The organism is Ruegeria sp. BE3, from assembly GCF_056538865.1.
On record NZ_JBQFTW010000007.1, the window covers coordinates 94,903 to 116,378 of the forward strand.

The 21,476-nt window shown below is 60.1% G+C and carries 21 protein-coding genes; 12 read left to right on the top strand and 9 right to left on the bottom strand.

The genetic code is table 11. The features are described 5' to 3' along the window. Window positions 1-12 precede the first annotated feature (12 nt). The 4 genes from ACR0AZ_RS15925 to rarD all read left to right on the top strand — a co-directional run bounded on the left by ACR0AZ_RS15925 (window position 13) and on the right by rarD (window position 5,608). The gene (locus ACR0AZ_RS15925; RefSeq protein ID WP_480471751.1) at window positions 13-1,047 is read left to right on the top strand and encodes an alcohol dehydrogenase family protein; all 1,035 of its coding nucleotides are present in this window, start codon (window positions 13-15) and stop codon (window positions 1,045-1,047) included. A 12-nt stretch (window positions 1,048-1,059) separates the two neighbouring features. After that, on the top strand, window positions 1,060-1,953 hold the full coding sequence (locus ACR0AZ_RS15930) for a homocysteine S-methyltransferase family protein (RefSeq protein ID WP_480471752.1): 894 nt from the start codon (window positions 1,060-1,062) through the stop codon (window positions 1,951-1,953). 34 nt (window positions 1,954-1,987) lie between these two features. Continuing rightward, window positions 1,988-4,441 (top strand): GcvT family protein, encoded by a 2,454-nt coding sequence (locus tag ACR0AZ_RS15935; protein ID WP_480667859.1) that lies wholly within the window; start codon window positions 1,988-1,990, stop codon window positions 4,439-4,441. 261 nt (window positions 4,442-4,702) lie between these two features. After that, complete coding sequence (rarD, locus tag ACR0AZ_RS15940; protein ID WP_480471754.1) at window positions 4,703-5,608, top strand: EamA family transporter RarD; 906 nt, start codon at window positions 4,703-4,705, stop codon at window positions 5,606-5,608. On the opposite strand, the gene ACR0AZ_RS15945 is transcribed toward rarD, so the two are convergent. Both ACR0AZ_RS15945 and ACR0AZ_RS15950 read right to left on the bottom strand, forming a co-directional pair. After that, window positions 5,599-6,303 (bottom strand): SGNH/GDSL hydrolase family protein, encoded by a 705-nt coding sequence (locus ACR0AZ_RS15945; protein ID WP_480667860.1) that lies wholly within the window; start codon window positions 6,301-6,303, stop codon window positions 5,599-5,601. The two genes, rarD and ACR0AZ_RS15945, sit on opposite strands and share 10 nt — an antisense overlap. 2 nt (window positions 6,304-6,305) lie before the next feature. Beyond that, window positions 6,306-6,716: a nuclear transport factor 2 family protein gene (locus tag ACR0AZ_RS15950; RefSeq protein WP_480471756.1), complete on the bottom strand. Its 411-nt coding sequence runs from the start codon at window positions 6,714-6,716 to the stop codon at window positions 6,306-6,308. 97 nt (window positions 6,717-6,813) lie between these two features. Between ACR0AZ_RS15950 and ACR0AZ_RS15955 the strand changes: the two genes are divergently transcribed. Further along, complete coding sequence (locus tag ACR0AZ_RS15955) at window positions 6,814-7,461, top strand: RluA family pseudouridine synthase (RefSeq protein ID WP_480667861.1); 648 nt, start codon at window positions 6,814-6,816, stop codon at window positions 7,459-7,461. Here the strand turns inward: ACR0AZ_RS15955 and ACR0AZ_RS15960 are convergent. Then, window positions 7,458-7,643, bottom strand: coding sequence for a hypothetical protein (locus tag ACR0AZ_RS15960; protein ID WP_480667862.1), 186 nt, complete (start codon window positions 7,641-7,643; stop codon window positions 7,458-7,460). The two genes, ACR0AZ_RS15955 and ACR0AZ_RS15960, sit on opposite strands and share 4 nt — an antisense overlap. 102 nt (window positions 7,644-7,745) lie before the next feature. On the opposite strand from ACR0AZ_RS15960, the gene ACR0AZ_RS15965 reads away from it, so the two are divergent. The 4 genes from ACR0AZ_RS15965 (at window position 7,746) to ACR0AZ_RS15980 (ending at window position 10,701) form a co-directional block, all read left to right on the top strand. Beyond that, window positions 7,746-8,438: a helix-turn-helix transcriptional regulator gene (locus ACR0AZ_RS15965; protein ID WP_480667863.1), complete on the top strand. Its 693-nt coding sequence runs from the start codon at window positions 7,746-7,748 to the stop codon at window positions 8,436-8,438. Window positions 8,439-8,562: 124 nt separating this feature from the next. Then, window positions 8,563-9,234: a YiaD family glycine zipper/OmpA-like lipoprotein gene (locus tag ACR0AZ_RS15970; protein WP_480471760.1), complete on the top strand. Its 672-nt coding sequence runs from the start codon at window positions 8,563-8,565 to the stop codon at window positions 9,232-9,234. Between the two features lie 118 nt (window positions 9,235-9,352). After that, window positions 9,353-9,895, top strand: a complete 543-nt coding sequence (locus tag ACR0AZ_RS15975) for an NADPH-dependent FMN reductase (RefSeq protein ID WP_480667864.1) — start codon at window positions 9,353-9,355, stop codon at window positions 9,893-9,895. Window positions 9,896-9,909: 14 nt separating this feature from the next. After that, entirely contained in the window at window positions 9,910-10,701 is a 792-nt protein-coding gene (locus tag ACR0AZ_RS15980) for an HTD2 family dehydratase (protein WP_480667865.1), read from the top strand. Here ACR0AZ_RS15980 and ACR0AZ_RS15985 read toward each other — a convergent pair. Continuing rightward, complete coding sequence (locus ACR0AZ_RS15985) at window positions 10,693-11,172, bottom strand: GNAT family N-acetyltransferase (protein WP_480667866.1); 480 nt, start codon at window positions 11,170-11,172, stop codon at window positions 10,693-10,695. The two genes, ACR0AZ_RS15980 and ACR0AZ_RS15985, sit on opposite strands and share 9 nt — an antisense overlap. Further along, window positions 11,169-12,203 (bottom strand): NAD(P)/FAD-dependent oxidoreductase, encoded by a 1,035-nt coding sequence (locus ACR0AZ_RS15990; RefSeq protein ID WP_480667867.1) that lies wholly within the window; start codon window positions 12,201-12,203, stop codon window positions 11,169-11,171. The genes ACR0AZ_RS15985 and ACR0AZ_RS15990 overlap by 4 nt, the downstream gene beginning before the upstream one ends. 55 nt (window positions 12,204-12,258) lie before the next feature. Between ACR0AZ_RS15990 and mnmC2 the strand changes: the two genes are divergently transcribed. Both mnmC2 and ACR0AZ_RS16000 read left to right on the top strand, forming a co-directional pair. Further along, a complete protein-coding gene (gene mnmC2, locus ACR0AZ_RS15995; RefSeq protein WP_480659761.1) occupies window positions 12,259-12,924 on the top strand; it encodes a tRNA (5-methylaminomethyl-2-thiouridine)(34)-methyltransferase MnmC2 in 666 nt (221 codons plus the stop codon). Next, the gene (locus ACR0AZ_RS16000; RefSeq protein WP_480667868.1) at window positions 12,921-13,790 is read left to right on the top strand and encodes a DMT family transporter; all 870 of its coding nucleotides are present in this window, start codon (window positions 12,921-12,923) and stop codon (window positions 13,788-13,790) included. Before mnmC2 ends, ACR0AZ_RS16000 begins: the two co-directional genes overlap by 4 nt. Here the strand turns inward: ACR0AZ_RS16000 and ACR0AZ_RS16005 are convergent. Further along, on the bottom strand, window positions 13,764-15,728 hold the full coding sequence (locus tag ACR0AZ_RS16005; protein WP_480471767.1) for a lytic transglycosylase domain-containing protein: 1,965 nt from the start codon (window positions 15,726-15,728) through the stop codon (window positions 13,764-13,766). The genes ACR0AZ_RS16000 and ACR0AZ_RS16005 overlap by 27 nt on opposite strands. 133 nt (window positions 15,729-15,861) lie before the next feature. On the opposite strand from ACR0AZ_RS16005, the gene dapA reads away from it, so the two are divergent. Further along, the gene (dapA, locus tag ACR0AZ_RS16010; protein ID WP_480471768.1) at window positions 15,862-16,734 is read left to right on the top strand and encodes a 4-hydroxy-tetrahydrodipicolinate synthase; all 873 of its coding nucleotides are present in this window, start codon (window positions 15,862-15,864) and stop codon (window positions 16,732-16,734) included. Window positions 16,735-16,865: 131 nt separating this feature from the next. On the opposite strand, the gene ACR0AZ_RS16015 is transcribed toward dapA, so the two are convergent. From ACR0AZ_RS16015 to ACR0AZ_RS16025, 3 genes are all read right to left on the bottom strand, one after another. After that, entirely contained in the window at window positions 16,866-17,753 is an 888-nt protein-coding gene (locus ACR0AZ_RS16015) for a dimethyl sulfoxide reductase anchor subunit family protein (RefSeq protein WP_480471769.1), read from the bottom strand. Then, window positions 17,753-18,502 (bottom strand): 4Fe-4S dicluster domain-containing protein, encoded by a 750-nt coding sequence (locus tag ACR0AZ_RS16020; protein ID WP_480667869.1) that lies wholly within the window; start codon window positions 18,500-18,502, stop codon window positions 17,753-17,755. Before ACR0AZ_RS16020 ends, ACR0AZ_RS16015 begins: the two co-directional genes overlap by 1 nt. Window positions 18,503-18,611: 109 nt before the next feature. Then, entirely contained in the window at window positions 18,612-21,425 is a 2,814-nt protein-coding gene (locus ACR0AZ_RS16025; protein WP_480667870.1) for a molybdopterin oxidoreductase family protein, read from the bottom strand. Between the last annotated feature and the right edge of the window lie 51 nt (window positions 21,426-21,476).

A 21,476-nucleotide genomic window follows, 5' to 3' on the forward strand; every position in this document is an offset into this window, starting at 1 on the left:
GTCCCCAGCGTCATGCAAGGTGTCTATCTGACCCGCCACGGCGGGCCAGAGGCGCTGGAATGGCGCGAGGATATCCCCGTGCCAACGCCCGGACCCGGGCAGGTGCTGGTCCGGGTTGCGGCTGCTGGGGTAAACAACACGGATATCAACACACGCATTGGCTGGTATTCCTCGGACGTGACCGGCGCAACCGACGCGGTCGATCAGAATGTCGAGGCCGGGGGCTGGGGCGGAGCTTTGCAGTTCCCCCGCATTCAGGGCGGTGATCTTTGCGGCATTGTCGAACTGGCGGATCCAGAGACCGGGTTTCAATCCGGCCAACGCGTCACCTGCCCCATCAATCTGCCACGCCCCAGCCCCGGCAATCCAACCGGGTTCATCGCGCTCGGCTCCGAAGTTGACGGAGCCTTTGCGCAATATTGTTTGGTCGAGGCGGCCGATCTTTATGACGTCACGCCCTCGCCGCTGACTGACGTCGAAATTGCGGCCATCCCGTGTGCCTTTGGCACGGCGGAAAACCTGCTGACCCGCGCGGGTGTGGCAGCGGGCCATAAGGTTTTGATCACAGGCGCGTCAGGCGGTGTTGGTCTTGCCGCTGTGCAACTGGCCGCGATCAGAGGCGCGAGTGTCTATGGCTTGACCAGTCTCATGAAAGCAGATGTTGTCAAAGAGCAAGGAGCCGTGGGCACGTTCGACCGGCAAGCACCCCTGCCCAAAGACACCTTCGATGTGGTGATCGATGTCGTGGGCGGCCCTGCATGGCCCGGTCTGATCCTGGCGCTGAAACCCGGTGGCCACTATGCTGTGTCGGGTGCCATCGCCGGACCCATCGTTGAGGCCGATCTCCGCGACATCTACCTGCGCGACATAACGATCCACGGCTGCACCCATCAGGCGTTCGAGGTCTTTGGTCGTCTGGTTGATTTGATGAATGCGGGCCGGATCAAGCCGCTGATCTCAAAGACATACGCGCTGAAAGACATCGCCCGGGCGCAAGAGGATTTTCAGTCGAAAACACTGCCGGGAAAACTGGTGCTTATCCCATGAGGACAACGGAATATGGCTGACATCACACTTCTGGATGGCTCAATCGGGCAGGAACTGGTCAAGCGCAGTGGCGACAGACCCACGCCGCTTTGGTCGACGCGGGTGATGATCGACAAGCCCGAGATTCTGGCTGAAGTGCACGACGCGTATTTTCGCGCCGGTGCCACGGTCGCGACCACCAATACATATGCCATTCATCGCTCGCGCCTTGTGCGCGAAGGGATCGAGGATCAACTGCAGGCCCTGATCGATGCCGCCCTATCCGAAGCCGAACAGGCGCGCGCCAGAAACGGTGGGCGTATCGCCGGTTCTCTGGGCCCGCTCTTGGCCACCTATCGCCCCGATCTGAACCCGGACCCCGAAGATGCGGCAGAGAAGTTCGGAGAACTGGCTGCGATGATGGCCGACCGCGTCGATCTGTTTCTGATCGAGACCGTATCGTCGGTTCAGGAAGCCGAAGGCGCATTGCGAGGCGTCGAAGGTCACGGAAAACCCATCTGGATCGCCTTCTCAGTCAAGGATGACGATGGCACGCGCTTGCGTTCGGGTGAGGCGCTTGAGGACGTCGCGCCCCTGCTTACCCGGTTCCGACCCGAAGCGGTGTTGATCAACTGCTCGCGCCCCGAAGCCATCCCCGCCGCGCTGGACATACTCGCCCCGATGGGACTGCCGTTTGGCGCTTACGCCAACGGGTTCACCGGTATAACGGACGGTTTTCTCGAAGAGGCCCCCACAGTAGACGCGCTGGAGCAGCGCACCGATCTGGGGCCTGCGGCCTATGCAAAACACGCAATGGGCTGGGTCGGTCAAGGCGCCACGATCATAGGCGGTTGCTGTGAAGTTGGCCCCGATCACATCGCCGCCCTCGCGCAACAGCTTAACGACGCCGGTCACCGGATCGTCTGACACGTAACTTTGAAAGACAGGAAAAGGCACCCAAATGGTTGATCTTCCCAACAAGGCCCGCGTGGTCATTATCGGCGGCGGCGTCATTGGATGTTCGGTCGCGCATCACCTGACCAAGAAAGGTTGGAAAGACGTCGTTCTGCTTGAACGCAAACAGCTGACCAGCGGTACCACCTGGCACGCAGCTGGCCTGATCGCGCAGCTGCGAGCAACAGCGAACATGACCAAATTGGCCAAGTACAGCCAGGAACTCTACGGATCGCTGGAAGAGGAAACCGGTGTCGCCACTGGGTTCAAACGCTGCGGCTCGATTACCGTCGCCCTGACCGAAGAACGCAAGGAAGAAATCTATCGCCAGGCCGCCATGGCCCGCGCCTTCGGGGTCGAGGTTGAGGAGATTTCGAACGAACGCGTCAAAGAGATGTATCCGCATCTGAATGTCGAGGACGTCAAAGGCGCCGTCTACCTGCCGTTGGACGGGCAGGGTGACCCGGCCAACATCGCGCTGGCATTGGCAAAGGGCGCGCGCCAGCGCGGCGGCATCGTCAAGGAACGCGTGAAGGTTACTGATATCGTCAAGCAAGGCCGCTCGGTTACGGGTGTGGACTGGGTCGCTGATGACGGCAGCGCGTCGGGGCATATCGAATGCGACATGGTGGTGAACTGTGCGGGTATGTGGGGCCACGAGGTTGGCCGCATGGCGGGCGTGAATGTCCCGCTTCATGCCTGCGAACATTTCTACATCGTCACCGAGGGCATTGACGGGCTGACCCAATTGCCGGTCCTGCGTGTGCCGGACGAGTGCGCCTATTACAAGGAAGATGCGGGGAAAATTCTGCTGGGCGCATTTGAACCAAATGCCAAACCCTGGGCGATGAATGGCATCCCCGACAGCTTCGAATTCGATCAGCTGCCCGAGGATTTTGATCATTTCGAACCCATCCTCGAAGCAGCTGTCAACCGGATGCCAATGTTAGCAGAGGCCGGGATTCATACCTTCTTCAACGGCCCTGAATCCTTCACGCCGGACGACGCCTATCATCTGGGGCTTGCGCCCGAGATGGATAATTACTGGGTCGCGGCGGGGTTCAACTCAATCGGCATTCAGTCCGCGGGCGGCGCAGGTATGGCGCTGGCCGAATGGATGGATAGCGGCGAGAAACCGTTTGATCTGGGCGATGTTGACATCAGCCGTATGCAGCCGTTCCAGGGCAATAAGCAGTACCTCTTTGAGCGCTCGAAAGAAACGCTGGGTCTGCTTTATGCCGACCACTACCCCTATCGCCAGAAGGCCACCGCGCGTGGTGTGCGACGTACCCCGTTCCATCATCACCTCAAAGAACAATGTGCGGTTTTTGGTGAATTGGCGGGATGGGAACGTGCCAATTGGTTCGCGAATGAAGGGCAGGAGCGCGAATACCAATACAGCTGGAAACGCCAGAACTGGTTCGAGAACTCCGCCGCCGAGCACAAGGCCGTGCGCGAGAATGTGGGCATGTATGACATGTCCTCCTTCGGCAAGATCCGCGTCGAAGGCCCCGATGCCGAGAAGTTCATGAACTATATCGGTGGTGGGGATTATTCGGTTCCAGCTGGCAAGATCGTCTACACTCAGTTCCTGAACCGCAATGGTGGGATCGAGGCCGACGTAACAGTCACCCGCCTGACCGAAACAGCGTATCTGGTTGTCACACCGGCCGCCACCCGATTGGCTGATCAAATCTGGATGCAGCGTCATGCCGGTGGTTTCAACGTGGTGATCACGGATGTGACCGCGGGCGAGGGTGTTCTGGCCGTCATGGGTCCGAATGCGCGCGCTTTGCTTCAGAAAGTCTCGCCAAACGATTTCTCAAACGCGACGAACCCGTTTGGCACTGCCCAGGAGATTGAGATCGGCATGGGCCTCGCTCGTGCGCACCGGGTGACCTATGTGGGTGAGCTCGGGTGGGAGATCTATGTTTCTTCGGACATGGCGGGTCATGTGTTTGAAACCTTGCATGAAGCGGGGCAGGACATGGGTCTGAAGCTTTGTGGCATGCACATGATGGACAGCTGCCGGATCGAGAAAGGTTTCCGCCATTTCGGTCACGACATCACCTGCGAGGACCATGTCGTCGATGCAGGGTTAGGTTTCGCGGTCAAGGTGGACAAGGGCAGCGATTTCATCGGTCGCGAAGCCGTAATCACACGCAAGGAAAGCGGGCCAAAGAACCGATTGGTGCAGTTCCGTCTGACCGATCCGGCGCCTTTGTTGTTCCACAATGAACCCATCGTCAGAGATGGTGAATATGTCGGTTATCTGAGCTCGGGGAATTACGGTCATACGCTGGGTGGCGCAGTTGGCATGGGCTATGTCCCATGCGATGGTGAAAGCGCGGCAGATGTTCTTGCATCGACATACGAAATCGATGTCTGCGGTGTAAAAGTTCAAGCTGAGGTTTCGTTGAAGCCGATGTACGACCCCAAGTCAGAACGGGTGAAAGTCTGATACAGGGCAGGGGGCTCTGCCCCCGCCGCGGCAAGCCGCGACTCCCACGAGATATTTTTAGCCAGATGAAGCAGGCGATCCCAACTTCATCTGGCCCCAAATATCTCGGAGCGCGAGGCAGAGCCTCGCAAAAATCCTTGAAACTCGAAATCCCGGGAGTTGTCGAACCATCAGAAACCGTGATGGCGCGCCCAACAGAATAGAGTGTTTTCTGAAACGCTGGCTTGTTCTAGACAAGGTTGTTGCCTCTCGGAGAACCAAATGACTTCGCGTGACGTTTCTGGTCGGAATGCGGACACACCCAAGGGTTTGATCCTTGCTGTAACCGCGTATGTCTTGTGGGGATTTCTTCCTCTGTACATGAAGGCCATGGCGCATGTCGGGCCCGTGGAAATTGTGGCGCATCGGATCATCTGGTCGGTGCCGGTGGCAGGCTTGTTGCTCGTTGTCTTGGGCCGGACAGCTGACCTGAAGGCCGCGCTGCGCAATCCACAGATGTTGGGCATGGCGGCACTGACCGCAGCGTTGATTTCTGTGAACTGGGCAATTTACGTGTGGGCGATTTCCTCGGGGAACGCTTTGGATGCGGCCTTGGGGTATTACATCAACCCGCTGTTCAGCATCGCGTTGGGGGCCGTTCTGCTGCGTGAGCCGCTGAACAAGACGCAGATGCTGGCCGTTGGTCTGGCCGCGTTGGGCGTACTGGTGCTGGTGGTTCAGGCCGGAACTCTTCCTTGGGCCGCGTTGGGGCTGATGGTGAGCTGGGGATTTTATGCTTTTTTCAAGCGTTCGCTCCCAATCGGGCCCAATCAGGGATTTCTGCTGGAGGTCTTGATCCTGCTGATTCCGGCCTTGGCCTATGTGACCTGGCTGGGCGCAACGGGTACGGGGCATTTCGGCACAGCGGTGTCCGACACGATGATGCTGGCGGGGGCGGGCATTGTGACCGCAGTACCCTTGCTGGTCTACGCCAACGGGGCCAAGCTGGTGCGTCTGTCCACGATGGGCGTCTTGCAATACATTGCGCCCACGATGATCTTTATCACTGCCGTCACCCTGTTTGGAGAACAGATCGACAGCGCCCGGATGATCGCCTTCCCGCTGATCTGGGCCGGGCTGGTTGTGTATTCGATTCCGATGATCCGACAGATACGATCTCAGGCCTGAGTGATCAGACGCGTCGCCTCTGCGGCCCATAATGTATAGGCCTTCGGGCTGGGATGATAACCGTCCGGGGCGGCGAGCGCCGGGTCGTCTGGCAGGTCCAACGTCAGATGCCGCACTTGGGGGAACCGAGAGGCCACCCGCTGCAACCCCTGGTCCAAGCGTTTGGCCTGCTGCCCCAGAACCCATGACAGAGGTTGGGGCAGAGCGGGAAAGCGGTTCATCTGAGGTACTGCCGTCATGATCACTGTTCGCGCGCCCAGCCCATTTGTGAGAAGGCTCATTAGATCCGTTTGCCGCGATTCGAATTGCCCAAGCGAGACAGCGCGCGTGACATCGTTCACGCCAAGGGCGGTGACCACCACATCAAACTGCTGGTCGAGTTTGCTGAGACGATGAATGGTGTCTTGTGTGGTATGCCCAGTCGTCGCCTCCAGCTGCCATTCGACCGAGTAGTGCCGCGCCAGACGGCTGGCCAACTGACCCGAGAGCGCCTGATGTTGTGTGCCCGCGCCCACACCGGCGGCCGAGCTGTCACCGGTAATGAGCAGACGCACGCGAGGGCCTCGTCCTTCGCGCCCTTCGCGTGGTCCACTGGGTTCGGGCAGCAATTGCGCGTTGCGTCGAACCGAAAGCCCCTGCAGAGCCAGAACAGGCAGCAGAGGTACGCGCAGAAACTGATCGGCAGCCAATGGCATGGTCAGCTCAGGGCGTTCTTGAATTCCAGGAATCGGACGTCCTTCATTACGCGTGCCATCATCGCCTCACGTAGGGCGCCGATGGTTTTGTATGGGCGCATGACGACTTCGAACTCCTGAATCAAGCCGTCATCATTCAGGGTGATCAGATCGACGCCAACAGCGTCAAGTTCACCCACTTTGCATTGGAACTCCAGCGCCCAGTCCTTACCATCGCCCATAATCCGGCGATAGCGGAAGTTTGAGAACACCTGACCCACGTGACCTAATACGGCGGCAACCGGTGCGCGACCGGTCCAGGTGCTGTAATAGGTTGGCGGAGAAAACCGCACATCTTCGGCCAGCAATTCATGGATCAGGTTCTCATCGCCTTTCGCGACAACCTCTTGCATGCGTTCGATCGTGGGGTGCATGGGGCCTCCTCTCGGTTGGTGCAAGAGTGACTGAACCATGCCGCACCACGCAAGGGCGACGTTGCGGGAGGTCGCATGCTGGGATAGGCAGGCGCGCATGAGCGAGACCTATGATCCCCCGCAGACGCCTCTGGACGTGCTGTATGAAGATGCGCAGTTGATTGTCGTGAACAAGCCCTCGGGCCTGCTGTCAGTGCCGGGCCGTGGGGCGCATTTGGCCGATTGTCTACTGACGCGTGTGCAGGCGGCGTTTCCGCAGGCCTTGCTGGTGCATCGGCTGGATCGGGATACATCGGGTGTGATGGTTTTTGCCCAGACGCCGAACGCGCAACGGCACCTGGGGTTGCAATTCGAAAACCGCCAGACTCGTAAAACCTACGTCGCGCGGGTCTGGGGGCGGGTAGAGCCCAAGACTGGCACCGTTGATCTGCCACTGATCGTTGATTGGCCCAATCGCCCACGTCAGATGGTATGTCACGAGACCGGAAAACCCGCGGTCACCGACTGGCGCGTAATCAAGTATGAAGGCGGGACAACACGCGTGCGACTGTTTCCGAAAACCGGGCGCTCGCATCAGCTGCGCGTACATATGTTGGCGCTGGGTCATCCGATATTGGGTGATCCTTTCTATGCCGAAGGTCCGGCGCGGGACTTCCCGCGCCTGATGCTGCATTCGGAGGAGCTGCGCCTGAAAAACCCCGAAGGCGGGGTGGCGATGAAGTTCCGCGCCAAGGCGGACTTCTAGGCCGTACGGGTCCAGAACACCTTGAGATTACCCAGGGAAAATCGCCGTGCGCGTTGCCTGGGCGCGCAGCGCTGGCGGGTGGCCATGATCTCGCGTTCGATTTCGAACCCGCGCAGAGTATGGTCTTGTGTCCAGCGGTCCAGTTTCAGGGTCATCAGGACGTGATGGTCTCGGCTTGGCATGATGGGTCTCCTTTCCTTTGACCTCACCGTTGCCGATCACTCCTGACACCACCTTGTCAGGGGGCTGTGCTAGGATGTCAGCAGATCGAACCGGAGACACCGATGCGCCGTTCCACACGACTGTTTGAAATTATCCAGATTCTACGCGCTGCCAATGCCCCCGTTACGGCGGAGGCGCTGGCGGAAAAGCTCGAAGTCTCAGTACGGACGGTCTATCGCGATATCGCCGCGCTTCAGGCTCAGCGCACGCCGATTGAGGGTGAGGCGGGCGTCGGCTATCTGATGCGGCGTGGCTATGATCTGCCGCCATTGAACTTCGACGCCGAAGAGGTCGAGGCGCTGTGGGTCGGCCTGTCGATGCTCGCCCGTACCGGGGACAGCACCTTGCAGCAGGCTGCTGACAGGGTATGCCGCAAGATCGAAGCCCTGCGTGCGCCTGCCGACTGGTTGCAGGTTGCACCTTGGGGGGCACCCGCTGACGACCCGGCGAAAGGTTGCGTTCCGGTCGTGAATTATCGCGAGGCAATCCGGGCCGAGCGCAAGATTCGCATCACCTATGTCAATTCCGACGGCGAGCGGACCGAACGCACGGTGCGACCCGTTGCGCTGATCTATCACATCGAATGCACTATGCTGGCCGCCTGGTGCGAGCTGCGAAACGGGTTCCGCCATTTTCGAACGGATCGCATCTGGGCCTGCGATCTGACTGAGGATCATTTTTGCGGACAAGGCCAGCCTTTGCGCGCGATCTGGCAGGAACAGAACCATTGGGATGATCCTGTGCAAACCCACTGAACGGCGGGGAACTGCCGAATTCACCCGATTGTTGCTTGAGCCCGGAGCCAACCGGAGCGATACAGTAGGGCAAAGAACGTGGCCCCCGGCAGAAAAACGGGAGCCAGAGCAGAAGGTTGAATCCATGACGATTTCCAAGTTTTTTGTTGCAGCCGGGCTGAGTTCGGTTTTGGTACTAGGAGCCTGCACGGACCCCGGCACGCTGAACCTGCCCGCCGATCCCAACCAGAACGCCAAGCAAGGTGCGATTATAGGTGGTCTGATCGGGGCCGGGGTAGGCGCGATTGCGAACGATTCCGATCCGCTGCTCGGCGCATTGGCTGGCGGCGCCATCGGGGCTGCTGGTGGCGGTGTCATCGGCAATCAGCTGGACCGGCAGGCGGCAGAACTGCGTCAGCAGCTGGCCAATGACGGGATAACCATCACAAATGCCGGGGATCGTTTGATCGTCACCGTGCCGAATGACATCACTTTTGCCACCGACAGCTCGACCGTGAACCCGGCGCTGCGGGCGGATCTGGTGCGGGTCGGGCAGAACCTCGTGCGCTATCCCAACTCAAACGTGCAGGTCATCGGGCATACCGACAGCGACGGAGAGGCATCGTACAATCAGGGCCTGTCTGAACGGCGTGCGCGTTCGGTTGCGGATATCCTGCAAGCCAATGGCGTGAATGGTTCACGCATTACCACGATTGGTCTGGGCGAAAGCCGACCCGCAGCCTCAAATCTGACGCCGGAAGGCAAGGCCCGGAACCGCCGGGTCGATATCGAAATCATCCCCAGCGGAAACACGTAATATTCAGGGGCACCTATGGGTGCCCCTTTTTCCTGCACAGTGACTGCGCGTCACCGGGGCTTTGGTCTGGTGCGATCTCGGGCTAACAATTGGGGATACAACGTAACGGAGTTCCCCCATGCCCGACCCGATCCTTGTTGGCCTCTCTGGTTCGCTGCGGCAGGGCGCGACCAATCGCAAGCTGCTGCGCGAGGCCGCGCGCCTGTTCGAGCCCGGCACATTTATCGAAGCGGATCTGAACTTGCCTCTCTATGATGGTGACGTTGAGGCGGAACAAGGTATCCCCGAAGCGGTGCAGATACTGGCGAATCAGATTGCACAGGCTGATGCCGTGATCATCTCGACCCCTGAGTACAACAAGGGGCCGTCGGGCGTGTTGAAGAACGCGCTGGACTGGGTCAGCCGGACAAGTGGCAAGCCGTGGATGGATAAACCCGTGGCTGTGATGTCTGCCGCTGCGGGCCGTGCCGGAGGGGAGCGTGCGCAGATGATCCTGCGGTCCTTCATGGTGCCATTCCAACCTCGGATTCTTCAGGGTCCTGAGTTTCATCTGGCAGACAGTTCCAACGAATTCGATGACGAAGGGCGGTTGATCAGCGACCGATACGAGCACTCCCTTCAGACACTGATGAGAAAATTGCGGGCCGAGGCCGGGTTCTGATCCGCGGGGATGGAATGGAAGCAGAGATCGTCACAGACCTGATCGACCCGACGCGGGCCAATGCGTTACAGGTGTCGCTGGGACAACAGCCGTCGATTGACGCCGGCTCGCCCCTGCCACCGTTTTTCCACCAGCTCTATTTCTGGTCACCCTTGCCGTCGACCGATATGGGGCGGGATGGGCACCCGAAGGTTGGTCTTGGTCTTATCCCGGATATGGGTCTTCCTCGTCGGATGTGGGCTGGTGGTCGGCTGGAGTTTCATGCGCCTTTGATCGCGGGCACTCAAGCCGAACGTCGTTCCGTTCGGGAGAGCGCCAAGAAGAAGACAGGGCGCAGCGGACCGTTGGCTTTTGTCACGCTACGCCACGAGATCTGGCAGCAAGGTGCGCATTGTCTGACCGAATGGCAGGATCTGGTCTATCGCGAGGACCCGTCGCCTGACGCAGCGGCCCCTCAGCGCCCGGAGGCCCGAAAGGATGAGACCGACTTTCGGGAGGTCCGGTTCGATACAACGCTGTTGTTTCGCTATTCGGCACTGACCTTTAACGGGCATCGCATCCACTATGATCTGGATTATGCACGGGACGTTGAAGGGTATACCGGGTTGGTTGTACACGGCCCCCTGCTGGCACAGCTTCTGATGCTCTACGCGATCGAGTTGATGGGTCCACTAACCCGTTTTTCGTTCCGTGCCACGGCCCCGCTGATGCACTTTGAGGCAGTCAGCCTTTGCCGAAACGGACGGGAATTCTGGGTGCGCGGACCCGACGGGCGGGAATGCATGCGGGCCGAAGCCTCAATCTAGGTGTTTTTGCATCGTGATTGAGGTGGTGCGGTCATAACCGGGATGGGCCACTTCTCCGGTTTTTACAAATCCCATACGGGCAAAGGCGGCGTGGTTCTCGACAAGCTCGACCCGTGTCTGCAGCTCCAACACTTTCAGCCCCAGTGCTTCCGCACGCGTCTCGGCCTGCGTCACCAGACGGTGGGCGAGGCCGCGCCCGCGTTGGTTCTGATCGACAGCGAGTTTGCTCAGATACAAACGCCCTGGCTTAGGCGTCAGAAAGACCACGGCATCCGGGCGATCCCCGATGACCCAGACCTCACCATCTTGCATCTGATCCCGTAATGCGTCCAGCGACAGACGATGCATCGATGAGGGCGGATCAATGCGCCCCTCCATATAGGCAAAGCTGGTGCGGATCAGGTTCAGGACACCGGGCAGTCTCGGATCTTTTTGGGGCAGGCGTTCAGGTGTTCCGCCAAGGTTGCTCATAAGGAAGCCTCGGGCCGGAAATCCTCGGGGATTTGATCTTTCCCTTCCAACATCAGATCAGCCATCACCTCGGCCACTTTTGGGGCCATGCCGAAGCCGATCTTGAAACCTCCGTTCGCGATGAATTGTCCGTCATGCAAAGGATGCGCGCCCAACATCGGTGCGCGGCTTTTGCTGCGAGGGCGCACTCCGGCCCATCGCTCGATCACCTCAGCCCCGTGCAGTAAGGGCAGGGCGCGCGCGGCACGGTCCAGAACGTCGTCCAATGTAGCATCGGTGCTGTTTGGGTCATCATAGTCCCGCTCTGACGTCGAGCCGATGGCCAGCGTGCCATCCGCGTGCGGGACGATATGGATGGCATCCGCAAACAGCTGCGGAACCTCGCCTGCATCAAAGCGCAGCAAAGCGGCCTGCCCCTTCACGCCATTGCCGACGGTCTTGCCAAAAGCGCGGCTGAGCTCTTCCAAACCGGCCAGACCCGTGGCGTGAATGACTTGACCTTTGTCGGGGGCCTCTGCCACCACGTCGACCCCCATTACACCCAAGGCGGCAACCAGCGCGGCACAGGCGCGTCTGGGGTGCATACGGGCACTCAGCGTATCATGGATGACAAAGCCCGTGGGGCTTGGTGGACACCAGGATCCGACCTTTGCCACCGGAACCACGTTCCAACTGGCGCGCCCCTGCCAGAGTGTCTCGGCCGTTGTCGCGCGTGCATGCGCAAGGTCCAGATTGCGCTGATCCGCGACGGGTTGCAGCCGACCTAGGCGTGCATAGCCGGGGGAAACGCCCCCCGTCGCCTCAACCTGCTGCCAGAACGGTTTGGCCATGATCAGACTGTCGAACTGAAAGGCTTTCTTGGCGTTCCAGTTTTCGGGCACATGCGGGGCAAGCGCACCCACCAGACCGCCGCTTGATCCCGCGCCGGGACCAAAGGGGTCAACCACCTGCACCCTGGCACCGCGCCGGGCGCAGATCCAGGCGATGGATAGGCCAAAGACGCCTGCGCCGCGCACCGTCACATCGACCATTGCCAATCCCCTTTTCCTTGTTCAGTGTCGCGCAGCCTAGCTACAGGATAACCCGATGGCAGACCAGCGTGCCGAACTGACATGGACCGAGGATCATATCCCGGTTTCTAACCGTTTCGACGATCCCTATTACTCGTTGCAAAACGGGCTGGAAGAGACGCGCCATGTGTTCCTTGCAGGCAACGACCTGCCTGCGCGGTTCACCCCCGGGTTTCGTATTGCGGAGCTGGGGTTTGGCACCGGCCTGAACATGCTGACGGTCTGGTCCGCGTGGGAAGGCGCGGGGCAGACGACCCCGCTACGCTTTACCAGTTTCGAAGCCTTTCCCATGTCCGCCGACGATATGGCACGGGCGTTAGCGGCGTTTCCTGAATTGTCGCTGTGGGCTGAGCGATTTCTGGCTGTCTGGACCGGTCAGGCCTGCACGCTGGACACTTTGCATCTTGAGGTTATCCATGGCGATGCACGCCAGACTTTGCCGCAATGGTCTGGCGCAGCGGACGCATGGTTTCTGGATGGTTTCTCGCCCGCGAAGAACCCTGAATTGTGGGGGGCTGACCTGATGCAGCAGGTGGCGGACCACACGGCCCGTGGTGGCACTGCGGCGACATACACCGCTGCTGGCTTCGTGCGTCGGGGGTTGTCCGATGCGGGGTTCGACGTAACCCGCAGCCCTGGCTTTGGCCGCAAGCGGCACATGACCCGGGCGGCAAAGCCATGAGCCAGAAGAACAACGTCAACGCGGGCATTGCCCTGATGATCGGTGCGACGATCGTATTTGCGTTGCAGGACGGCATCTCACGCCATCTGGCGGGCACCTACAACACCTATATGGTCGTGATGATCCGGTACTGGTTCTTTGCCGCCTTCGTGATTGCCGTGGCGGCGAGATCACCCGGAGGGCTGAGAGCAGCGGCGCAAACCAGCCAGCTAGGGCTGCAGATATTTCGGGGTTTGTTGCTGGCCGGTGAAATTTGTGTGGCAGTCTTCAGCTTTACCATCCTCGGGCTGATCGAAAGCCAGGCGGTGTTCATTTGCTATCCGCTGCTGATCGCCGCGCTCAGCGGTCCGGTTCTGGGCGAGAAAGTCGGCTGGCGGCGCTGGGCCGCCATCGGGGTCGGCTGTATCGGCGTGTTGATCATCCTTCAGCCCGGCGCGGGCGTGTTCAACCCCTGGGCCGTGGTCCCTCTGATCTCGGCCCTTATGTTCGCCGTCTATGGTCTTTTGACCCGATATGCAGCACGCCGCGACAGCACCGCAACCAGCTTTTTCTGGACCGGCGTCGCCGGGGCGGTGGCAATGACCAGCGTCGGCGTATGGTTCTGGGAACCGATGATCGGCAGCGACTGGCTGTGGATGGGTTTGCTGTGCATCACAGGCGTGCTGGGGCATTGGCTGCTGATCAAATGTTATGAGATGGCCGAGGCAAGCGCAGTGCAGCCCTTCGCCTATTTCCATCTGATGTGGAGCGCAATTCTGGGCATCACCATCTTTGATGAGACGCTGCGCTCTGCGGTCGTGCTGGGCGCAACTCTGGTCATCGCGGCGGGTCTGTTCACATTATGGCGCGAAAGACGCAAGGGTTGAGCCGACAAGCTCCTGCGAGAACGGCACCGGCAGCGGTGATTGTCCGAGACGCGCGCGATACACAGGCAGGCTTTCGGCCACCCGCATGACATAGTTGCGGGTTTCCTTGAAAGGGATCGTCTCGATCCAGTCGATCACATCCACCTCGCCCCGGCGCGGGTCGCCATAACGTTCCATCCACGATATCGGCCTGCGCGGCCCGGCGTTGTAACCGGCTGCCATCATGACCACATTGCCGTTAAAATCCTCGGCGAGGCTGGACAGGTAGTTCGCGCCCAGCTTGGCATTGTATTGCCAGTCCGAGGTCAGCCGTCCGGTCTTGTGCCCAGCGAGAATGCCCAGATCCTGCGCGACCAGTTTTGCCGTCGCGGGCATCACCTGCATCAATCCACGCGCGCCTGCGCCGCTGATGACAACCGGATCGAACTCGCTTTCGCGCCGGGCAATGGCCAGCGTCATTTCTTTCGCCATGGGCAGGCCCATATCGGCAACCGGATGCACGGGATAATAGGCCGCAGGCAGCACTGTGCCCATGGTCGCTGCGCGTTTGGCGATCATGACGGCCAGATGCGGCTCATTCAGCTCGATCACCAGATCACCCAGCTGAGCGGCCTGCGTCTGATCAAGGCTTTCCACCAGATGGGTCAGGAACCGTTCCGACAGATTGCCTTCACCTGCGCGCAACAGCAGCAGACCGGCCTCCAGCACACTGGAATCAGCAAACGCGGCCTGTTTCCAATGCGGCGCTCGGCGCGGATTGGCCAGTTCGCCGTCAAACGGACGACCGATCCTCTCGGCGGCCAGCAATCCGTAGAACGAGGTTTGATAGTCCGCCCCCGCTGAGTAAGCCTCATGCGCTTTGTCCGCATCGCCCAATGCCGCGTATGCGCGACCTAGCCAATACCCGCCACGCCCTTTCGAAATCGGAGATTGCACGGCCCCCGAAAAGTTCTGGAAATGCCGCACTGCCGTAGCCGGATCATTTAGCCTGCGCAAAGCCAGGAACCCCGCCAACCACTCCAGATCGGCATAGCCATAGCCCATGTCCGGCGTCATGTGGTGATTGGCGGCAATTGCATAGGCGCGCTCGGCGCTGCCCGTGCGCATCTCAAGGCGCGCCAACCTGCGTCGCCCTTCGGCCCATTTGTCAGGCTCTCCCAGAGTCTTCGGGTCGGTCGACCGCGCCAGCATCAGATCGATGGCACTGTCATCCAGCTCTTTCCGATCGCGCCAGACAAACCGGTCAAAGGCCAGACCTGGCGCGTCGGTCAGGGATTTCGGAACCGCAGCTACCTTGCCATCCACACTATTCTGGCGCTTTTGCAAGGCGATCCGCGCTTCGGCCAGCTTGCGATAATCCGCACTGACCAGAGGCAACATTTGCTCTGCACTGACCAGGTTGCCGTCCCACAGCATCCGATCCAGACGTGCTTCGTGATGCGGTTTCAGCAGCTTGCTGAAATTCTCCATATAGGTCTTCTGCAGACCAGCCCCCATAGGCATGGTCCGCCACGCCGTCACGATGTCGGCCTCCGCTTCACCGTGGCGGCCCTTGCTCATCAGTGCGACCGCATAGTTCAATGCGCCTTCGGCAGTTTGCGGCGACATGCCGTCATAGAATTTCAGTACCCGATCCGGGCTTGCGTTGGTGAAAGAAGGTTCGCTCTTTCGGCGTAACCAAGCCAATCCCGGCCAATCCGGGCGCCGCTCCAGGAACACAAGCACATCGCCAGAGCTGCCAAAGCCTTCACGCAGCCAGTGCCAGACAATGATGTCACGCGATACCGATCCCCGTTGACCGGACACACGCAACGCGGCGTTCCAGTCGCCCTTGCGCATCTCGATGAGCCCTGCACGCAGATCACCTACGGCCTCGGCCCGCGCCTGCCCCCAAGATCCCAGAATCACCGCCACCAAAAGCGCCAGAACGCGTGTCATGCCTTGCATTTCCCAACCAACCAAGGATAGAGCCATTCAGGATAAACCTTGCGCCGCCGGGATCAACTCACATCGCGATGATTGTGATCTGCGCGGGCGCAAAAATTGCTAACTGCACCTTAAGGAGCGTGTCATGTTTAAAGGCTCGATGCCAGCCCTCGTCACCCCGTTTTCAAACGGAGCGTTGGACCTGGATACGCTCAAACGCTTGGTGGAATGGCAAATCAAGGAAGGCTCGACCGGTCTGGTGCCAGTGGGAACAACCGGCGAAAGCCCGACGCTCAGCCATGATGAGCATGAAACGGTTGTGGCCGAGGTGGTCAAGGCCGCTGCTGGTCGCGTTCCGGTAATCGCCGGGGCCGGTTCGAACAACACCGTCGAAGCGATCCGATTCGTCCAGTTCGCCAAGAATGTGGGTGCGGATGCCGCTTTGGTGGTCACGCCCTACTATAACAAGCCGACGCAAAAGGGCCTGCTGGAACATTTCCGTGCGCTGCATGAATGTGCCGACATCCCGATCGTCATCTACAACATCCCGGGCCGTTCGGTCATCGACATGACGCCTGAGACAATGGGTGAACTGGCCAAGCTGCGGCGTATCGTCGGCGTCAAGGATGCCACGGGTGATCTGGCGCGTGTCAGCCAGCAACGTGCCTCCTGCGGGGCCGATTTCTGCCAGCTGTCGGGTGAGGACGCGACCGCGCTGGGCTTTAACGCCCATGGCGGCGTCGGCTGCATTTCGGTAACGGCCAACGTGGCCCCGAAACTTTGCGCCGAATTCCAGCAGGCAACACTTGCGGGTGACTATACCAAAGCACTGCAATATCAGGACCGCCTGATGCCCCTGCACGAGGCGATCTTTATCGAACCCGGTCTGGTCGGTGCCAAATACGCCCTCAGCAAACTCGGCCTCTGCAGCACTGAGGTCCGCTGCCCCCTGACCGAACTGGAAGACAGCACAAAAGCCGCCATCGACGCAGCGATGGCCCATGCGGGCCTGATCTAAACCAACCCGATATAGCAAAGGGCGGCCTCGAACCCCGAGCGCCGCCCTTTACTTTTGCCAGATCCAGACTTCATCTGGCCAAAAATATCCCGGGGGAGTCGCGACCCGCCGCGGCGGGGGCAGAGCCCCCTCTACCGTTTCCCGTAGTACAATCCTACGACATGCTCGGCCTGCGCAAAGAACAGCCAACGAGAAACAACGACACCGGCCAGATGCGACAATACGGCGAGAAGCGCAAAGAGATGTTTGATCGCTACGCCTGAGACAGGGATCAGGATCAGCGCCAAAGGCAGCACAAAAGCGAGACCGAAGGCAATCATGCGCAATTTTTGCGCGTGCTTGCGACCGACAACGTGGACGAACTCGCGCAGCAGATAGTTGGTTCCGGTGTGCGGCGGCTCGAATGCGCGTACCGAGCCCCGGCTTCCCAATCCTGTCGCGGTGCCCAGAGTTGTTCCCGAACGCTCCAGCGCGCCATCCCCTTTAGCCCAGTAGGCAAGCTGCACTGCTCCGGCGATGGCCAGCAGCCAGGGTGCGAGCGTCTCAGCTCCGGCCAATAGTGCACCACCTGCCAGACTGAAGGACAGGAACATTAAGGGCGTCAGGTTCATGTTCCAACGCGGGATCGTTTTGAGCTGAGTGTAGATCATTGAGGTGGTGAACACGGTCGTCAGGCTGAGTATCGCTCCGAGCCAACCCAATACGATCCAGTGACTTTGCCAAAAAACGGCGCCAAGCGCGTAAAGCCCCATGACGACAAGCGCCGCCACGGCGCAAACGCCTTCCCGGCTGAGCCAGCTGGATCGCCATTGGCTAAAGGCTTTCCAGGCGCGCTCGGGGTGGCCCAGATGGAAGGTTGAGGCCAGCAATCCGCCCACCGCCAGCGCATAGGCAATGAGGTAGAAAACAAACGCGACAAACCCTGTTACTCCGGGCTGACCGAGCCCCAGAAAGAACAGCAGGCCAAAACCCAGACCGGACAATGTGGTGAAGAGGATAACGGAAGGGGCTGGATGCATCAGAGTTTCTCCAGCGTCTTGTCGAGCCAGCCAAGGAAGCCCTTGGGTTCTTCGGCCACGGGGGCCAGTAGTGGGGCGAGAATGTCGATCTGGTCTTCCACCTGATCCTTGGGGCGCGGTGGCAGGTATTTGTTGACCGGTTTGGTGCCCATCTCGGGCATCAGGTCCATACCTTTGCGTTCGGCAACCAGCTTGCTGACATCACTGTCCGGATCGCCCAGATCACCGAAATGCCGCGCGCCGGCCGGGCAGGTGCGAACACAGGACGGGACCCGGTCCACCTCGGGCAGGTTCTCGTTGTATATGCGATCGACGCAGAGGGTGCATTTCTTCATCACACCTTCGGCTATGTCCAACTCGCGTGCGCCATAGGGGCAAGACCAGGCGCAGAGGCCACAGCCGATGCAATCGCTTTCGTTGACCAAAACGATGCCATCTTCGGCGCGTTTATAGCTGGCCCCGGTGGGGCAGACGGTGACGCAAGGTGCATCCTCGCAATGCAGGCAGGATTTTGGGAAATGAATCAGCTGAGCGGGCCCCTGATCCGGTTGCACCTCATAGGAATGCACCCGATTCAGGAAGGTGCCGGACGGGTTGCCGCCATAGGCGTCCTGATCCGACAGCGGTGCGCCGTAGTTTTCGGTGTTCCAACCTTTGCAGGAGATCACGCAGGCGTGGCAGCCGACGCAGGTGTCGAGGTCGATGACCAGACCCATCTTGCGCTCGGTGGATTGGGGGAGCTGGGTCATGTCAGCGAACCTCCGCTGGTGAGGTGGGGGCAGGGGGCCAGCCCCCTCTTGAGCCTGCGGCTCAATTCACCCCCGGGATATTTTTGGCCAGATGAAGTGCGGATCCGGATCATTTGCCAACCTTCCATGCCAAGTCCTTTGGTCCGGTGCCAACGGGCGACTTGATCGGGGCAAATTCGGGCTGGCTTTCGGCATCTGTCGGAGGATCGGCTTTTTCGATTTTGACCTTCAGATCGAACCACGCGGCCTGACCGGTGACCGGATCGGAATTGGCCCAGCGCAGGCCATCGCCCTTCGGTGGAAGAAGCTCATGGATCAGGTGGTTCAGCAGGAAACCCTTGGTAGCTTCGGGTGCATCCTCCTGCAGGGCCCAGGCGCCTTTGCGTTTGCCGATGGCGTTCCACGTCCAGACGGTGTTCTCGTTCAGCGCGGCCATTTCCATCACGGGCACAGTGATTTCCCCGTGTGGAGAGCTGACTTTCGCCCAATCGCCGTCCCGCAAGCCGTGCTCACGCATCAGTTTGGTGGGCACGTAGAGCGGATTGCGCCCGTGCAACTGCCGCAGCCACGCGTTCTGTGTGCCCCAGCTGTGATACATCGCCATCGGGCGTTGGGTCAGGGCGTTGACGGTGAAGCCCTCGTTGCCGTGCTGATCGGTTTCGTACCAGATTGGCAGCGGGTCCATGGTGTCCTTGATGCGCTGACGCAGGTGTTCAGGCGGCTGACGGTCGCCATGCCCTTCGGCTGCCAGTTGGAACTTGCGCATCGGTTCGGAATAGAGCTGGAACAGATAGGGTTGAGGGCTGTCATAGATACCCATGCCCACGGCCCAGTCCTGATAAGCCGTGTTCCAAGGCTTGTAGTAGTCTGCACCTTCGGGAATATGCGCGACGTAGAAGCCGCCGTTTTCGATATAGCGGTTCAACTGCTCGGGATTGACCTCGCCACGCCCTTCCTTGTCGCCGTTTTCGCCCCGGAACCCGGCGAGCGGGCCGATGCCCGGCTTGCGCTGGTGGTTGACGATGTAGTCAGCGTAGTCTTTCCACTTGGGTGTACCATCCTCGTTGGTGAAACCCGGCAGGCTCATGCGGTTGGCGAGTTCGATCAGGACCGACTGAAAGCCGCGTACGTCGCGGTCAGGCTCGATCACCGGCCAGCGGATCGCGTCGGCGGCGGCATCAGCCTCGCAGATTGGGCGGTCGAGCAGCGAGATGCAGTCGTGCCGTTCCAGATAAGTGGTGTCGGGCAGGATCAGGTCGGCATAGGCGACCATCTCCGAGGAATAGGCATCTGAATAGATGATCCTGGGGATGACGTATTTGCCGTCTTCGTTCTTTGCCGACAGCATCTCCATCACACCTTTGGTGTTCATGGATGAGTTCCATGACATGTTCGCCATATACATGAACAGCGTGTCGATCTTGTAAGGATCGCCCGCGGCGGCGTTCGAGATCACCATATGCATGAGCCCGTGGGCCGACATCGGGTTTTCCCAGGTGAACGCCTTGTCAATTCGTTGCGGCGTGCCGCAATCGTCGATCAGAAGATCTTCGGGGCCGCGTGGGAAGCCCAAATGCGGGCCTTCCAGCGGGCGGCCGGGGCGACGGTCGCCATGCGGGGTGGGGTGCGCCTCGACCGGTTTGGGGTAAGGTGGCTTGAAGCGGAAGCCGCCGGGTACTTCGACCGTGCCCAACAGGATTTGCAGTACATGGAGTGACCGGCAGGTTTGGAACCCGTTGGCATGGGCCGAAATCCCGCGCATGGCATGAAAACTGACCGGACGGCCGACCATTTTCGAGTGCGTCTCGCCCCGGAAATCGGTCCATTCGTGATCCAGCTCGATGGCTTCGTCAAAGGCGACACGGGCGATCTCGGCGGCGATGGCGCGGATACGTTTGGCAGGGATACCACAGCGTTCGGCGACGGCCTCGGGGGCATGGTCGTCTGAGAGGTATTTCTCGGCCATGAGGTGGAAGACCGGGCGGTGAGTGACGCCGTCTTTTTCATAGGTAGCCGACAGGTCCGGACGGACGCCGGGTTTGTCGAAGGCGGTCGGTTCACCGGTGATGCGGTCGATCACCAGAGGTTTGCCATCCGCATCGCGCAGGAACAGACCTTTTTCAGGACCTTCAGCAGCGTTCACCAGAACCGGCGCATTGGTGTAACGGCTGAGATAGTCGAGGTCGATCTTACCCGCTTTCATCAGCACATGGATCAACGACAGGATGAACAAGCCGTCGGTGCCCGGCGTAATCCCGACCCAATCGTCTGCCACAGCGTTATAGCCCGAGCGGATCGGGTTTACCCCGATCACGCGTGCGCCACGCTTCTTGATCTTGCCGATGCCCATCTTGATCGGGTTGCTGTCATGATCCTCGGCCACACCAAACAACATGAACAGTTTGGTATGGTCCCAATCGGGCTGGCCGAACTCCCAGAACGCGCCGCCCATGGTATAGATGCCGCCCGCAGCCATGTTGACCGAACAGAATCCGCCATGGGCCGCGTAGTTGGGCGTGCCGAAGTTCTGGGCCCAGAACGATGTGAAGCTTTGGCTCTGATCGCGACCCGTGAAGAAGGCCAGCTTCTGCGGCGCGGTCTCATGTAGCTCGTTCAGCCAGCCGACGGCTGTGCTGATTGCTTCGTCCCATTCAATCTCGCGGAACTCACCAGATCCGCGTGGCCCAACCCTGCGCAGCGGTTTGCGCAGGCGCGACGGCGCGTTGACCTGCATGATCCCGGCGCTGCCTTTGGCGCACAGAACGCCCTTGTTCACAGGATGGTCACGGTTGCCTTCGATATAGGCGACCTTGCCATCTTTCATATGCACGTTGATGCCGCAGCGGCAGGCACACATGTAGCATGTTGTGCGCCGAACCTCGTCTGAAACCTTGGGCGACAGGTCGATCTTGGGCTGCTGCATTTCGTAAATTCTCTCCCTGCGGCCGATCGCCTTATTGCCCGAGCCTTGTTG